General features: G+C 39.4%; 14 protein-coding genes. 11 read left to right on the top strand and 3 right to left on the bottom strand.

Annotated features, from left to right (window positions below):
• Window positions 1-116: 116 nt before the first annotated feature.
• The 8 genes from AO843_RS04850 (at window position 117) to AO843_RS04815 (ending at window position 8,497) form a co-directional block, all read left to right on the top strand.
• Window positions 117-1,940 (top strand): peptide ABC transporter substrate-binding protein, encoded by a 1,824-nt coding sequence (locus AO843_RS04850; RefSeq protein WP_082389390.1) that lies wholly within the window; start codon window positions 117-119, stop codon window positions 1,938-1,940.
• A gap of 83 nt (window positions 1,941-2,023) precedes the next feature.
• Entirely contained in the window at window positions 2,024-2,968 is a 945-nt protein-coding gene (locus AO843_RS04845) for an ABC transporter permease (RefSeq protein ID WP_054610028.1), read from the top strand.
• Window positions 2,968-3,942, top strand: coding sequence for an ABC transporter permease (locus AO843_RS04840; RefSeq protein ID WP_054610027.1), 975 nt, complete (start codon window positions 2,968-2,970; stop codon window positions 3,940-3,942). The genes AO843_RS04845 and AO843_RS04840 overlap by 1 nt, the downstream gene beginning before the upstream one ends.
• On the top strand, window positions 3,935-5,008 hold the full coding sequence (locus AO843_RS04835) for an ABC transporter ATP-binding protein (protein WP_054610026.1): 1,074 nt from the start codon (window positions 3,935-3,937) through the stop codon (window positions 5,006-5,008). The genes AO843_RS04840 and AO843_RS04835 overlap by 8 nt, the downstream gene beginning before the upstream one ends.
• Window positions 4,995-5,948 (top strand): ATP-binding cassette domain-containing protein, encoded by a 954-nt coding sequence (locus tag AO843_RS04830; protein ID WP_197278872.1) that lies wholly within the window; start codon window positions 4,995-4,997, stop codon window positions 5,946-5,948. The genes AO843_RS04835 and AO843_RS04830 overlap by 14 nt, the downstream gene beginning before the upstream one ends.
• Window positions 5,945-6,877, top strand: a complete 933-nt coding sequence (locus AO843_RS04825) for a S66 peptidase family protein (RefSeq protein ID WP_054610025.1) — start codon at window positions 5,945-5,947, stop codon at window positions 6,875-6,877. The genes AO843_RS04830 and AO843_RS04825 overlap by 4 nt, the downstream gene beginning before the upstream one ends.
• A 7-nt stretch (window positions 6,878-6,884) precedes the next feature.
• On the top strand, window positions 6,885-7,670 hold the full coding sequence (locus AO843_RS04820) for a serine hydrolase (RefSeq protein WP_054610024.1): 786 nt from the start codon (window positions 6,885-6,887) through the stop codon (window positions 7,668-7,670).
• The gene (locus tag AO843_RS04815; protein ID WP_054610023.1) at window positions 7,667-8,497 is read left to right on the top strand and encodes a C40 family peptidase; all 831 of its coding nucleotides are present in this window, start codon (window positions 7,667-7,669) and stop codon (window positions 8,495-8,497) included. Before AO843_RS04820 ends, AO843_RS04815 begins: the two co-directional genes overlap by 4 nt.
• Before the next feature lie 306 nt (window positions 8,498-8,803).
• Here the strand turns inward: AO843_RS04815 and AO843_RS04810 are convergent, their stop codons facing one another.
• The 3 genes from AO843_RS04810 to AO843_RS04800 form a co-directional block, all read right to left on the bottom strand.
• Window positions 8,804-9,247 (bottom strand): hypothetical protein, encoded by a 444-nt coding sequence (locus tag AO843_RS04810; protein ID WP_231630071.1) that lies wholly within the window; start codon window positions 9,245-9,247, stop codon window positions 8,804-8,806.
• A gap of 107 nt (window positions 9,248-9,354) precedes the next feature.
• On the bottom strand, window positions 9,355-10,113 hold the full coding sequence (locus AO843_RS04805; RefSeq protein ID WP_054610022.1) for a glucosaminidase domain-containing protein: 759 nt from the start codon (window positions 10,111-10,113) through the stop codon (window positions 9,355-9,357).
• 156 nt (window positions 10,114-10,269) lie between these two features.
• Window positions 10,270-11,664: a hypothetical protein gene (locus AO843_RS04800; protein ID WP_054610021.1), complete on the bottom strand. Its 1,395-nt coding sequence runs from the start codon at window positions 11,662-11,664 to the stop codon at window positions 10,270-10,272.
• A gap of 272 nt (window positions 11,665-11,936) precedes the next feature.
• Here AO843_RS04800 and AO843_RS04795 point away from each other — a divergent pair, with 272 nt between their 5' ends.
• The 3 genes from AO843_RS04795 (at window position 11,937) to AO843_RS04785 (ending at window position 15,173) form a co-directional block, all read left to right on the top strand.
• The gene (locus AO843_RS04795) at window positions 11,937-12,890 is read left to right on the top strand and encodes an ABC transporter ATP-binding protein (protein ID WP_054610020.1); all 954 of its coding nucleotides are present in this window, start codon (window positions 11,937-11,939) and stop codon (window positions 12,888-12,890) included.
• Window positions 12,883-14,400 (top strand): ABC transporter permease/substrate-binding protein, encoded by a 1,518-nt coding sequence (locus AO843_RS04790; protein ID WP_054610019.1) that lies wholly within the window; start codon window positions 12,883-12,885, stop codon window positions 14,398-14,400. The genes AO843_RS04795 and AO843_RS04790 overlap by 8 nt, the downstream gene beginning before the upstream one ends.
• A 134-nt stretch (window positions 14,401-14,534) precedes the next feature.
• Window positions 14,535-15,173 carry a DUF2975 domain-containing protein gene (locus tag AO843_RS04785; RefSeq protein ID WP_054610018.1) on the top strand — a complete coding sequence of 213 codons (639 nt, stop codon included), beginning with the start codon at window positions 14,535-14,537 and terminating at the stop codon, window positions 15,171-15,173.
• Window positions 15,174-15,181: the final 8 nt, after the last annotated feature.

Below are 15,181 nucleotides of genomic sequence, written 5' to 3'. Positions count from 1 at the left end.
AGAGAGATGGTCGATTTAGACGGACCTAGCTTATGTTTGAAGAATCCTATTGAAGGCAATTTCATCAGTCCTTCCAATAGGATTTTCATTATAAAAAGATGACTAGGGGGATGCTTGTGAGAAAATATTGGTGGCTTTTCGTATGTCTGGTCGTATTGTTTTGTGTAGCCTGTAATGATGAATCATCGAGTGAAAAAGCATCGGAATATCGTGTTGTGTATTCAGGCGAAATTAAAACATTAAATTATTTAAAAACGGCTGAAACGAATGAATTTGCAGTGGCAGCGAATATGGTGGATGGCCTCATTGAGTATAATAAATATGGGGTAGTCCAGCCGGGATTAGCGAAAGAATGGTCTTCAAATGATGATGCTACTGTATGGACCTTCAAATTGCGTGATGATGTCAAATGGATGACACATGAAGGGAAGGAATATGCGGATGTCGTTGCACAGGATTTCGTGGATGGTTTACATTATGTCCTTGATGCCAAAAATGAATCATCGACAGCTTGGATTGCGACAGTTGTAAAAAATGGAGAAGCATTCTATAACGGTGAGATGACAGATTTCAAGCAAGTAGGCATAAAGGCGTTGGATGAACATACAGTAGAATATACTTTAGAAGCATCGACACCTTATTTTCTTTCTATGTTGAACTATGTTTGCTTCTTTCCTGTGAACGGCAAGTTCATTGCAGAAAAAGGGGAGGATTTTGGGACAACACGTGAAAATTTCCTTTATAACGGTGCCTATATTTTAGATAAATTTGAGCCGCAAAATGAGCGTGTTCTTGTAAAAAATGATACGTATTGGGATAAAGACAAAGTACTGATTGATCGTATCCGCTATAAGTATAATAAAGAAGCGGCGACGGTAGCACCCGAACTATTTTTACGTGGAGAAATTGATTCCGCAAGTATTCCTACTTCCATTATTGATGAATGGTTTAAAGATGATAAGAAAAAATCTCAAGTTCGACAAACACAAAATAACTTCTATACCTACTTCTATGCACTCAACTTCAATCCACAATTTGACGCAGAATATGAACCCGATAACTGGAAAATTGCTGTCAACAATAAAGATTTCCGAAAATCCATATTCCATGCACTCGATCGTGTTTCCGCAATGTTAACGGTTGAGCCTTATAATCCAGCAGATTTGCTGAGCAATACAATTACTCCGAAAAACTTTGTAGATGTTGAAGGGGTAGATTACACACAATTAACGCCACTTACGTCCATTTCCAATGAAGATTCCTTCAATAAAGAACAAGCACTTGCGTACAAAGAAAAAGCAAAAGCAGCATTAGCAGGTAAAGCGACTTTCCCTGTAAAAGTACTATTACCTTATAACGCGGGCAGTCCAGACTGGGCAAATCGCTCCCAAGTAGTTGAGCAGCAAATTGAAAAATTACTGGGGACAGATTATGTCGACATTATTGTAGAGGCTGGTCCAGCTACAGGATTCTTATCCGAAGTGCGTCGTCCTGGCAAGTTTGCGCTTTTAGAAGCAAACTGGGGTCCTGATTATGCAGATCCCTCCACGTATACAGATCCATTCACAGTGGACGGTACCTATAATAAACCTGAATTAGCTGAAGGCTATACAGAGGCAAATGGGAAAACAACTTATCAAAACCTTGTGGATGAAGCAAAAGTAACGATTGATACAGCGAAACGTTATGAGCTGTTTGCAAAGGCAGAGGCCTTTTTAATTGAAGAAGCCTTTGTAATTCCATATTCAGTTGGTGGTAGCGGCTATGTTGCTTCCAAATTAAATCCATTCGAGGCACAATATTCGCCATTTGGTGTGACTGCTGAGAAATTTAAAGGTCAGCAAGTATTGGAAAAACCAATGAGTAATGAAGAATTTAAGAAAGCGCTTGCTCAGTGGGAACAAGAACGCGCTGATGCTTTAGCAAATGCTAAAAAGTAGTAGGGGATCGTAGATGAAAAAGGAGATACCGAAAAGAACAGTCGGCATCTCCTTTAGTCTTTTGGACAAAGGAGGATGGCGCGATGTTGCAATATATAGGAAAACGACTCTTACAATCCGTGTTAACCCTTTTTATTATCATTACAATTGTCTTTTCGTTATTACGCTTAATGCCAGAGGAAGGGTATTTAGGTGCGGCAGCCGATAAGATGTCACCTGCTCAGCAAGAAATTTATTTAACGAATCTAGGATTACGTGAGCCATTGCTTGTCCAGCTAGGGAACTTTTGCATGAACTTGTTTCAAGGAGATTTAGGAAAATCGGTGACCTATCGCACGGATGTCCCTGTTACAACAATTATTGCGGGGAAAGTTACGTATTCATTGCTCTTTGGTTTGGGAGCCGTTGCACTTTCACTAATTGTTGGTGTCCCGCTAGGAATTATGATGGCTTATCGCAAAGGACGTTGGCTCGATCGGCTTGGGACAGGCTATATTGTCTTTGTCGTTGCTGTACCTGCGGCCGTTTATTATTTAGTGATACAAATGTATATTACAGATCTCTTTCAATTACCAATGCTCTTTGATGAGTATAGGCCGATTACATGGATTCTCCCTCTTACTTCTATGGCGTTGGCACCAACAGCCTCCTATGCGATGTGGATGCGGCGTTATATGGTGGATGAACTGAACAAGGACTATATTAAGCTAGCGAGGGCAAAGGGAGTGAAGGAGCGAACATTAATGTTCAAGCATGTTTTGCGAAATGCCTTTATTCCAATGGCACAATATTTACCTGCCACTATTCTGTTTACCATTACAGGCTCCATTTATATCGAATCCTTGTATTCGATTCCAGGGATGGGTGGCTTACTCGTTGATGCGATTCAACGACAGGATAATACAGTCGTCCAAGGTTTAGTGCTAGTGTTCTCTTCCCTTGGAATCATCGGGCTTATTTTAGGGGATATTGCCATGGCGCTTGTTGATCCACGGATTAAACTAGGCAAGGGAGGGGGAGTACGTTAATGGGCATGTATACGGATGAAATTAATAATATTTCTAATAAGTCACGCGAAACATTGTTTGAATTCGCGGAAGTCGATGCGCGACAAGCGGAAGAAACAGGGCATTCCCATTACTCATATTGGCGTTCCACATGGCAATCTTTTTTGAAAAATCGTCTGGCTGTTTTTTTATTAGTAGGCGTGCTTATTATTGTTAGCTTTACCGTCCTTCAGCCTTATTTGCCAGCGCAAAAGTCCCCAACGGAAATTTACCTCGATGAGCAAACAGGGATGCAGGCACGTAATATTGCCCCCAATGCTGAATTTTGGTTCGGCACGAACTCCATTGGACAGGATTTATGGTCTCGTATTTGGGCCGGGACAAGGACATCTCTATTTATTGGCTGTGTTGTCGCCTTTGTAGAAGCAGTGGTTGGGATTACGATTGGTACGCTATGGGGCTTTTCGCGGAAATTAGAAGTGCCGATTACACAGCTCTATAACGTTGTTGATAATATTCCAACAACGATTGTGCTTATTTTAATGTCTTACATTTTACGGCCAAGTATTTCAACGATTATTATCGCCATGTGTATAACGGGTTGGGTGGAAATGGCTAGATTTATTCGCAATCAAATTGTTATTTTACGGGACCGTGAATACAACTTAGCCTCTAAATGTTTAGGAACACCTGATTACCGTATTATTTTTAAAAATCTATTACCCTATTTAATTTCGGTGATTATGTTACGCATGAGTCTAGCTATTCCCTTTGCCATAGGGGCTGAAGTATTTTTAACGTATATTGGCTTAGGTTTGCCAATTAGTGAGCCGTCTTTAGGTAATTTAATCAATGAAGGGCGTGTTCTCATGATGTCGCCAGACTTACGTTATCAGCTTATATTTCCAAGTATTGTTTTAAGTGTCATTACCATTGCATTTTATATTATTGGTAATTCCTTTGCAGATGCAGCAGATCCGAAAAACCATGTATAAGGAGATGAAAACAGTGACATCTAAAAAACCACGCATCCTATTTATCCAAAATTTGGTCATTCAATTCACATTACGTGGTCGCGTATTAACAGCAATTCGAGATATTTCTCTTGATCTTTATAAAGGAGAAAGCTTAGCCATTGTTGGTGAATCTGGTTCGGGCAAATCTGTACTAATGAAATCCATTATGGGCTTGCTTGATAAAAACGGCAGCATTAAGCAAGGTCGAATTATCTATCAAGCACAGGATTTGGGGCAATTTACGACAGAACAAGAATGGCTTCGTGTACGAGGGAAGGAAATAGCAATGGTGACACAGGACCCGATGACATCTTTAAACCCGCTTAAAACGATTGGCAAGCAAATTGAGGAATGTGTTGTGTTACATCAAGGCTTGAAGGGCAAGGAGGCCTATGAGGAAACATTAAAATTACTTAAAGATGTAGGCATCCATGATGTGAAAAAACGCTATAAGCAATATCCGCATGAATTTTCAGGAGGTATGCGCCAGCGCATTGTCATTGCGATTGCGATTGCCTGCAAGCCGAATATTTTAATATGTGATGAACCAACAACAGCTTTAGATGTAACAATTCAAGCGCAAATTTTACAGCTCTTAAAAAACCTTCAACACAAGTACGGCTTAACCATCGTCTATATTACGCATGATTTAGGTGTGGTCGCCAAGGTGGCTGATCGTATCGCAGTGATGTATGCGGGTGATGTGATCGAGGTTGGAGAAACCCATGAAATTTTCTTTAATAGTAAGCATCCTTATACTTGGGCACTTATTTCCTCCCTGCCACAGCTTGGCTCTAAGGGAGAACAGTTGTATTCGATCAAGGGGACGCCGCCAAATCTCTTTCAGGAAATAAAGGGTGATGCCTTTGCACCACGCAATCAATATGCCCTCAAAATTGATTTTCTTGAGCGTCCACCTTTTTTTCAGGTCAGTGATACGCATTATGCCCGAACATGGTTATTAGATCCACTCGCGCCAAAGGTAGAGCCTCCTGCGGCTTTACAAGCCTTTTTTGCAGAGGGGAGGCAGTATGCTAGTGACTGAACAAGAAGTGTTAATAGAGGTGAAGAATTTAACAGTCGATTTTGGCAAAGGGAAAAATAAATTTACCGCCATTGATCATGTAAGTTTTCATATTTTTAAAGGTGAAACATTTGGCTTAGTAGGCGAATCGGGATCAGGGAAAACAACGATTGGCAGAGCTATTATGCGCATCAACGAGGTCACAGAAGGACAAATTTTATATCATGGTAAAAATATTCATGGAAAAATCCCAAAAGACTGGGACAGAGAAATTACCCAGAAAATCCAGATGATTTTTCAGGACCCGATGGCGTCACTCAATGAACGTGCCAAGGTTGATTATATTATCTCGGAAGGCTTATACCCTTCCAAAAAATATAAAGATGAGGCGGAACGTCAAGAAAAGGTACACAATGCACTTTTAAACGTGGGTCTACTTCCAGAGTTTTCAAATCGATTTCCCCATGAGTTTTCTGGTGGACAACGACAGCGTATTGGTATTGCCCGTGCATTAGTGATGGAACCAGAGTTTATTATTGCAGATGAGCCAATATCTGCATTAGACGTATCTATTCGGGCACAAGTGTTGAATTTATTAGCAAACCTTCAACAGCAAAATCATCTAACCTTTTTATTTATTGCCCATGATTTATCAATTGTACGTTTTATCACAGATCGTACGGCCGTAATTTATAAAGGAAAAATCGTCGAGCTGGCAGAAACAGAACAGCTTTTCACGCATCCGCTGCATCCCTATACGAGAGCTCTGTTATCTGCCGTACCCGAGCCAAATCCTTACAAGGAGCGAGAGAAAGTGGTAGAGGTTTATGATCCATCACAACATCATTATGATCAAAGTCCTCCTTCATTTGTGGAAATTGAGGATGGCCATTTTATTTTAGCTAATGAAGAAGAACTAGCGATTTATCGCACTTTATTGAAACGGGAGGTAAATGAATGATTCGTCCAAAGACTTTGAAAAAAGGTGACACAATTGGGCTGATGAGTGCTTCAGGTGCTACACCATCCGAAAGATTGCAGCCGGCTATTGCCAGTATCGAAAAGTTAGGGTTGAAGGTGGTCATAGGAGAGACGTGTCACGCGCGACATGGTTATTTAGCAGGCACAGACGATCAGCGGGCAGCGGACGTCCATCGAATGTTTCAGGATCCAACTATTGATGGCATTTTTTGTATTCGTGGTGGTTATGGGGCTACAAAGATTTTACCACTATTAGATTTCGAGGTAATTAAGGAGAATCCTAAAGTCTTTGCAGGCTATAGTGATGTAACTGCTTTACATATAGCCTTGAACCAACTTTGTGGCTTTGTTACGTACCATACACCAATGCCATCAACTGAATTTATCAGGCAAGAGATGGATGACTATACATGGCAATCCTTTCGTCAGCACATAATGGCGACAGAGGAGGAGACGTATTATTTGGAAAACCCTGCAGATCAATCAATGTCCATGCTTGCAGCTGGAAGTGCAACAGGTCCACTCATTGGGGGTAATTTAACACTAGTGACGGCATCCCTTGGCACATCCTATGAAATTGACACGAAAGATAAAATCCTATTTTTAGAAGATATTGATGAAAGTGAACAACGAGTTGACCGGATGTTAACACAATTAAAACTAGCGGGAAAATTGGACGACGCAGCAGGTATTTTATTGGGCGCATGGACAAATTGCGGGCCTGAAAATCCACAAAAACCAGAGCAAAGCTTATCACTACAAACTATTTTCCAGGAAATACTAATACCTTTGAATAAACCTATTATTTCACAGGTCACGTGTGGACATTGTTTGCCAACGATGTCATTGCCTTTAGGAAGAACTATTACAATGGATGCGGACAATCAACGCATTTGTGTTGTTGGGTAGGTGTGCTATGGAGAAAATGATACAAGATATGATCCAAGAAACTCCCTACAAAGTGCATCTATTTGTAAAAAATCCAAAAACCGAGCAATTCCTATATAGATATCAGATGGAGGAGTCATTTTCTAGTGCTAGCGTAATAAAAGTTCCTATCCTTCTAGCTGTATTAGCGTATATCGAAAAACATAGCCTATCCCTTCACTCTTCATTATCGATTTCACCTGATGATTGGGTGGATTATAGTGTGGTAAGTGAACAACGTCTGACACAAAGCACTTTTTATGAGCTACTCGTATGGATGATTATCACGAGTGACAATACAGCAACAAACGTCTTAATCGATGTAGTAGGAATGGAATATTTAAATGACTATTTCCGTCAAATTGGCTTGCAGGAAACGTTGCTACAGCGAAAAATGATGGATGTCGATCGCCTTGCAAAGGGAATAGACAATTTTACGTCTCCACGCGATATGGCCCATCTTTTTACACGGATTTATCAACAAGACTTAGTATCATCGCCTTACAGCGAGCTTGCCATTGATATTTTAAGTCGACAGCGCGTATCTGATGGCTTAAAGCGTTACCTCGTGGATGATGTAAAACTAGCCCATAAAACAGGAGGGCTTGAGACAGTCAATCATGATGTAGGCATCGTTTACAGTAGTGCAGTCGATTATATCATTGGTATATTCGTGACGAACGTAACGGATAATAATCAGGCTCGCCAACTAATTGGTCGTCTATCGAAAGTTGTCTATGCGCATTTAACGGAGCAGAAGGAGGGACGGCTATGAAGTCTATCGTTACAGCGATGATTGCTAATTTACATGCCATGCCTGATCAAACTTCTGAATGTATAGACGAAGTCTTTTATGGCATGACAGTAGATATTATGACAGACTGTAATGAGGATTGGGTATATGTCCAAACGAACTATCGTTATAAAGGATATTGTCAGAAGGGCGACTTGCTATTGAATGAAGCGTCTGCAACTACATGGCAAAGGACGGCACAACATGTTATTATTCAAAGCTTTGGGGATGTTTTACAGCAACCACGTATACAAAGCACTAAGCTAGTGACACTTGTGAAAGGTTCTAGTATATGTGTAGTTTTGCAAGAGGACTTGCCTGCAGATTGGTCGGCAGTACAATTAGTGTCAGGAAAAATTGGCTATGTTCGTACAAAGTGGCTACAGGAGAAAATTTCACAAAATCAAGTAACCGAGCAGTCTTTTCGAGAAAACGTTGTCCAAACAGCGTTAAGCTATCTAGCTGCACCTTATCGTTGGGGTGGCAAATCACCATTAGGAATCGATTGCTCTGGTTTATGTTCCATGGCCTATATGTTAAATGGAGTTGCTATTTTTCGAGATGCCAGAATGGTGGAGGGTTTCCCCATTGCTAAAATAGAGCGAGAAGATAGGCAAAAGGGTGATTTGCTTTATTTTCCAGGTCATATTGCTTTATATATGGGTGATAACCTTTATGTCCATTCATCGCTCGGCGGTAATGAAGTGACGATCAATAGCTTAGATAAACAGCACCCACTCTATCGACATGATTTAGCCACAACCCTATCAGAAGTAGGTAGTTTATTTCAGGAGAAGCCAAAAATATAGGCTTCTTTTTTTGATTCAATCAAGCAATTAAAGAAATAAAGTATGTTATTTAAAAGACAAAATTTAACGGATAGGAGGGGAGTAGTTGGAACAAGACTTACAACAATTGTTACGTTCCGTATTAAGAGAAGAATTAGCGCCCGTCAATCACCGGCTAAATAAAATTGAAACTGAATCCAAGAAATAAAGGCAGATGTTCTTGGAATACAGTAGGGTGGAATTTGGGTCAGTTTACGGAAAAAATTGCGCATCATGTAAAGGATAGTGCAGGTCCGTTGTCCATATATAATGTCTTGCTTTATAAGGTCAAATTCGATAAAGCTTTTTTTTATGGTCTTTATTTTGGATGGTTTGCCATAGTAGATAAAGGACAAACGCACTAATGTTGATCATAAATAATGCTACTAGCTGCCATAATCCAATTAAAAAGGTTACCATATATAAATCAAAGGCTGCTTCACCAGGGGGCATATGTGGAAAGGGCTCTAATTGACTATAATGCCAAACAAAATAACAGGCTAATGAAGTACCTTGTCCAACATAGATAAAGATCCAATGGACGTAAAATGATATCTTGAGTCGACAGCAACAAAGCAACAGGTTCAATAAAATAATGAACATAGGGAACAGGAAAACTTGAAAAGAACTTTCAGCTATTTGGGTCATAAATAATAAGTTGTAGCTGAGCTGTATGAATGGCAAAAGCACAAGATTAATGATGATAAGACTTAGCAGTTGTGTACGCGTCATGATATTCCTGTCCTTTCCGCATTTTTACATAAAGACGTTGGAAAAAAGGGATTGGTTTCATACAAAAAAATCTCCATACTCAATTTGGCGAGCATGAAGATTTATTATTAGTAATGATAAATATTTAATTGTTGACCAGCTTCAAGTCGATCAGATCGCAACTGATTCCATTGTTTAATAGAGGTTACGTTTACATTATAGACCTCGGCAATATCTATTATTGAGTCACCATCCGTGACAGTAATGGTTTTCTTATCTTTAACCTGGCTGTCATATTGCTGTAGGTCATATTGGGCGATGAGTGAATTCAATTTGTCGTTATATTTTGAATCAGTGGCATAGGAGCCTGTTAAAAACTTCGTCGCATCTGTATAGGATGTGGTGTTGCTTTTGAAAACACCTGCATAAAAATCTTTGTTCCACGATACCCCATTACGCATTAACTTTACATAGTCCTGCATAGAAGCCTCATAGGAAGGGTATTTACGGAAATCAGCCAGAATGGTCGAGAGATTACCTGAACCATCATCCTCTGATGTTTCGAGTTTCACGGAGTCATTTTGATAGCTGCCTTTCATGCCAAACAGATTGTAATTGGGGGCAGAGCCAAGGCCACTTTGTCCGCTCTCACTTTCGAGAATGGCTTGCGCAATCATTACAGAGGCATATAAGTCATTATTGGCACCGAGATTTCGTGCCGTTTCAGCAATTTTGCCGATAAACTCTTCCGCACTTGGGCGATTATCAATGACGACAGGCTCTTCTCTTTCTGTCGTATTAAACAACTGTGTCACCATAAAAAACGAAATACAAATAATAACGACAGCAATCATAAGTCCTTTAAAAAAATTAACTACGTATTTCATAGTAGGCCTGATGTTGGTTGGGACCACATCTCCCTCCCTTCTATCAAAAGTTTAGCTATCTCTTATTATGACAAAGAGTGAAAAAGAAATAAAGAGTTGTCTAATTAAATAGATTTCATCATTAATAGAACGTCATCAGCGCCAATTAGTTCCTTGTTATTTCGCTGGGCTGTCCATCTTAAAATTTTGAGACATAAATTGTTTAAATCTCTCAAAATATTGTTCGGAAGCCTCCCAGTGTCTAGTGTTCAAATAAGCTATCTCTTGACGACCAAAATGGTTAGGTGGTTGATAGTGCCGAGAAACATAGGATGGATTTTCTAGTGTATAAAAATAATACGCTTCATCAGGGGTCAGAATTTCAATACGAGCATGGATAAAATCACCATCGTCATCTGTATAGGCATGACGAAAACTATAATATTTAGAACCGTCCCAGAAGCCATCGTTGTCCTCGTCAAGCCCTTGAATTTCCGGATGTTGTAAAATACGTTCTACATACTGCACCTCGATCTTGGACAAATAAAGGGTTGCAACATTTATACAAGTTAACAACATGATCCAGTGATGCTGAATATCCACTAAATGCTCCTGTGATAATTCTGTAATGTCCCACCATTCGTCTCCTTCATCTAATGTTTTCCTCAATAGAGAAATGGATTGATCCTCATTGAGCCAAATAAAATAATGATACTGTGAAGTTTTCATATAAATACTATCATTGGTTTTGTCTCCGTCAGCATCGATATGCGCTCGTTGAACAGTGAAATGCACACCTTGTTCCTCAAAATCAAAACAAGGCTTGTCTCCGGTCATAAGAATACACTCAGTTAGCTTTAAAATATTTTCCGCATCGATATGATTGCGTGTAAAATATACATGCGTTGCCTTCGTTAATTGGGGGACTCCTTGTAAATTAGTAAGTGCGGAACGTCCTTCTTTAAGAATACTTACCAGTGTGACGAATGAAAACCCAATATCTTCTTCATCGTCATCCACATCCCAAAAAACCTCGTCAATTAACACATCTTGTATACGGATGGGGAGTTCCTGAAAAACACCATCTCCGTGCCAAACGTTGACGATACATTGTAGTGACTTCTGTCCATTTACGTTGAAGCGATACTCGTCATCTTGAACTAATGTTGTTGCCTGAAGATTGCCATTGACAATTGTTTCCCCATGATTATAGGAGCCGCACAAAATATCCTCGACAGTCAGATGCCCGTGTACATAGATTTCCTGACCACCTACAGCTATATTTTTAGCCGTCAAATTGCCCATCACCATAAGTCCTATCGCACCATCTGTTTCTGCATTGTAAAGATTGTCTACCGTTAAATGTCCATTTATAAAAATAATTATCACATTGTTTTGCTGTGGAAAAGGAATGTCCCAATCCAAATCAAGAAAAGGAAGCTTCAAATCGCCCTCATAGTACGCAGCAAGATCATCATCACTAAAATCCGTGTAATGGTTTGCCCACCAAGAGTCTTCTGGAAACTTATCAGCTAGTTTGCTAATAGGCATAAATTGAAAGTGATTGCTCATACCTCACTACCTCTCAATTGCTTTTTTTTAATCTTCTCATAACTAGCAATTGACGGTCAATTTATAGATTGGTATAGTCAAGCATAATTGGAATTAAAATGCTATTATGAATCTTAAAGATAACTTATTAACGTTTGTGTCAAAAATCGAAGAATTTGGAACGGAATGAAACACCTATCCTTACTACAAATGTTTGGAATGACTTTTGTTTGTGAAATATATAGAAATACAAGAGTTCAACATTTTATTAGTGAATGATAAGGAGATGGCAGATGATAACATTTGATAATGTCTCAAAAAAGTATAGCAACGACCATGTGGCTGTCAAAGCTTTAAACGTAGAGATTAAAAAAGGTGAATTTTTTGTTATTATCGGCCCTAGTGGATGTGGCAAAACTACTTTATTAAAGATGATCAACCGATTAATTCCATTAACAGAGGGAACCATTTGGATAAATGGGAAAAAGATTAGTGATTATAATATTCACGAGTTACGCTGGAGTATTGGCTATGTATTACAACAAATTGCTCTTTTTCCACATATGACGATTGAAGAAAATATTGCAATTGTACCAGAGTTAAAAAAATGGAGTAAAACGAAAATCCAAAAGCGTGTGGAGGAGCTATTAGAGTTGGTGGGGCTTGAGCCGGAAAAATATCGTCAGCGCAAACCAAAGGAGTTATCTGGGGGTGAGCAGCAAAGAGTGGGCGTCATTCGAGCCTTAGCAGCTGATCCAGAAATTATATTAATGGATGAACCTTTCAGTGCATTAGATCCTATCAGCCGTACAAAGCTACAGGATGATTTACTAGAGATGCAACGTACGATCCAAAAAACCATCGTCTTTGTCTCACATGATATGCAGGAGGCACTGAAACTTGGGGATCGACTATGTGTCATGAAAGATGGAGAAATTGTCCAAATTGGCGCTCCACAAGAGATTGTACAAAACCCTGTGAATGATTTTGTCCAACAGTTTATAGGGATTAATGCCGTAAACAATAGGTTTGATATTCAGGCTATCATGCAACCAATCGTTACTACAAGTGAGCTTAGGGATACCATTTTTGTCAATGAGCCTCTCACGAACATTCTTCAAAAATTTACACAGCATAACGTTTTAGGCGTAGAAGAAGATGGAAAAATTATTGGTATGGTGACGCGAGCGACTATACTGCAGTATTTGGCAGAGGATTTCAAAGAAAGAGGTCATGCACATGACTAATGTTGTGGAAATGTTTCAGGAACGAAAGGAACAGCTTCTGGCAGCATTACTAGAACATATACAAATCTCCTTCATAGCCCTATTTTTTGCTGTCATCATTGCCATTCCTCTAGGTATCTATTTAACCAATAAAAAGAAAATAGCAGAAAGTATTATTGGCATTAGTGCAGTCCTACAAACGATTCCATCGCTAGCATTACTCGGCTTATTAATTCCACTATTCGGTATTGGCAAAGTTCCCGCAATTATTGCCTTAGTGGTCTATGCACTTTTACCGATTCTCCGAAATACCTATACAGGCATTAAAGAAGTGGATCCTTCGTTGAAGGAGGCGGCATTGGCAATGGGGATGAATATGCCTAAACGTTTATTGAAAGTTGAATTGCCCCTTGCCTTGCCTGTTATTATGGCAGGTATTCGAACAGCCATGGTGTTAATTGTTGGGACAGCCACATTAGCTGCATTAATTGGAGCAGGTGGTTTAGGGGATATCATTTTACTAGGAATTGATCGCAATAATACTGCGCTTATTCTTTTAGGGGCTGTACCAGCAGCAATTTTAGCACTGATCTTCGATGTATTGCTCAAAAAGCTCGAATCGCTGTCATTTAGAAAAACATTAACAGCCATAGGTCTCGTTAGTATAGCTGCTTTGATGATGATCTTCATTCCGCTGCTAAATGGCAAAGATCACGCTGAAATAGTGATAGCTGGAAAGCTTGGGGCGGAGCCTGAGATTCTCATCAATATGTATAAATTATTGATTGAGCAGGAAACCGACTTAACGGTGCAATTAAAACCAGGGCTTGGTAAAACCTCATTTGTATTTAATGCGTTGAAATCTGGCAGTATTGATATTTACCCAGAATTTACAGGCACGGCCATCTCGGAGTTTTTAAAACAAGAAGCGATCAACAATAACCAAGCAGATGTCTACCGTCAGGCGAGAGATGGTCTGTTAAAGCAATTTGATATGGTTATGCTTAGCCCGATGAGCTATAACAATACGTATGCGTTAGCAGTATCGAAGGATTTGGCTGAGACGTATCAACTACAAACGATTTCGGACCTTAAACCAATAGAACAGGCTGTTAAAGCAGGTTTTACACTAGAATTTAATGACCGTGAAGATGGATATGTGGGGATTCAAAAACGCTATGGTATTGCACTTCCCTCCATTAAAACGATGGAACCAAAGCTTCGCTATCAAGCAATCGAATCGGGTGCTATCAACTTACTCGATGCTTATTCAACGGATAGTGAAATTCGTCAGTACAAGCTCCATGTATTAAAGGATGATCAAGCACTGTTTCCACCTTACCAAGGAGCACCGTTACTACGGAAAGAGACGCTGACCAAATATCCGGAGATAGAAAAAGCATTAAATAAACTGGCTGATCAAATCACGGACGATGAAATGCGTGAAATGAATTTTCAAGTGAATGTAGAAGGAAAGCTAGCCGAAGAGGTTGCAAGAGCCTATTTACTTAATGCTGGACTACTCCAATAAGCTATCATGACCCTCCAGCATTTTTATGCTGAGGGTTTTATTTTTATCAATAAAATTTTAATGATAAACATTAAATTATTTTTGATAAAGATAAAATGTGCTGTATAATAAAATAGAGAAAGGGGATGCTTACAATGAAGCAAACGATTCAAAGAAAAGAATTTCAATTGTTGACAAAGGGGCTTCGTACCATTTTCACGATCATCCTGGTTCTTATGATTTTTGGCATGACGCTAATGGCCATTTTTTTTGTTGGAGCGATGGTTGTGTCAGAGGATGAAGTAAATCATTGGTTAGCTAAGGCAAGTATGACGGCTTCCTTCCATTTTGAAGGATTGGAAATGTTGTTGTCCGAGCAGGTTGTGAAGGATATTCATTACACGAAAATAGATGTCGTGAAATTACTATTAACTGCTACAATATACATAGCTATTTTATTTTTAATTGTTGTCCAAGTAAGGAATATTTTAAGTAATCTATCAAAAGGTATCATATTTTCACTAGCTAATAGTAAAAAAATAGAAAGAATTGCGTATTGTGTGATAGTGTTGAGCTTGACTGTGAGCGCATTCCGGACATATATCGTCTATCTAATGATGCAACAATTTAAGCTTGAGTCACTGTTCGTAAAGACTGATTTCATCGCAGGGATCAGCTATCATTTCACAGGCATTAATTGGACACTATTACTATGTGGTTTGGTGATTTGGACCATGGCACGTATTTTCCGTTACGGTGCGTTTCTCCAAGATGAATATGATGCAACAGCTTAGGAAGTGAA

Source organism: Lysinibacillus sp. ZYM-1, assembly GCF_001308875.1.
Taxonomy (GTDB): Bacteria; Bacillota; Bacilli; order Bacillales_A; family Planococcaceae; genus Lysinibacillus.
Note: the sequence above shows the minus strand (reverse complement) of the source record. Positions and strands in the feature narration are given on the sequence as shown.

Coding starts and splice junctions, on each gene's coding strand:
- AO843_RS04825 (WP_054610025.1), top strand. CDS start 5,945: ATGATTCGTCCAAAGACTTTGAAAAAAGGTGACACAATTGGGCTGATG.
- AO843_RS04840 (WP_054610027.1), top strand. CDS start 2,968: ATGGGCATGTATACGGATGAAATTAATAATATTTCTAATAAGTCACGC.
- AO843_RS04785 (WP_054610018.1), top strand. CDS start 14,535: ATGAAGCAAACGATTCAAAGAAAAGAATTTCAATTGTTGACAAAGGGG.
- AO843_RS04820 (WP_054610024.1), top strand. CDS start 6,885: ATGGAGAAAATGATACAAGATATGATCCAAGAAACTCCCTACAAAGTG.
- AO843_RS04795 (WP_054610020.1), top strand. CDS start 11,937: ATGATAACATTTGATAATGTCTCAAAAAAGTATAGCAACGACCATGTG.
- AO843_RS04835 (WP_054610026.1), top strand. CDS start 3,935: ATGTATAAGGAGATGAAAACAGTGACATCTAAAAAACCACGCATCCTA.
- AO843_RS04800 (WP_054610021.1), bottom strand. CDS start 11,664: ATGAGCAATCACTTTCAATTTATGCCTATTAGCAAACTAGCTGATAAG.
- AO843_RS04805 (WP_054610022.1), bottom strand. CDS start 10,113: ATGAAATACGTAGTTAATTTTTTTAAAGGACTTATGATTGCTGTCGTT.
- AO843_RS04815 (WP_054610023.1), top strand. CDS start 7,667: ATGAAGTCTATCGTTACAGCGATGATTGCTAATTTACATGCCATGCCT.
- AO843_RS04790 (WP_054610019.1), top strand. CDS start 12,883: ATGACTAATGTTGTGGAAATGTTTCAGGAACGAAAGGAACAGCTTCTG.
- AO843_RS04830 (WP_197278872.1), top strand. CDS start 4,995: ATGCTAGTGACTGAACAAGAAGTGTTAATAGAGGTGAAGAATTTAACA.
- AO843_RS04845 (WP_054610028.1), top strand. CDS start 2,024: ATGTTGCAATATATAGGAAAACGACTCTTACAATCCGTGTTAACCCTT.
- AO843_RS04810 (WP_231630071.1), bottom strand. CDS start 9,247: ATGACGCGTACACAACTGCTAAGTCTTATCATCATTAATCTTGTGCTT.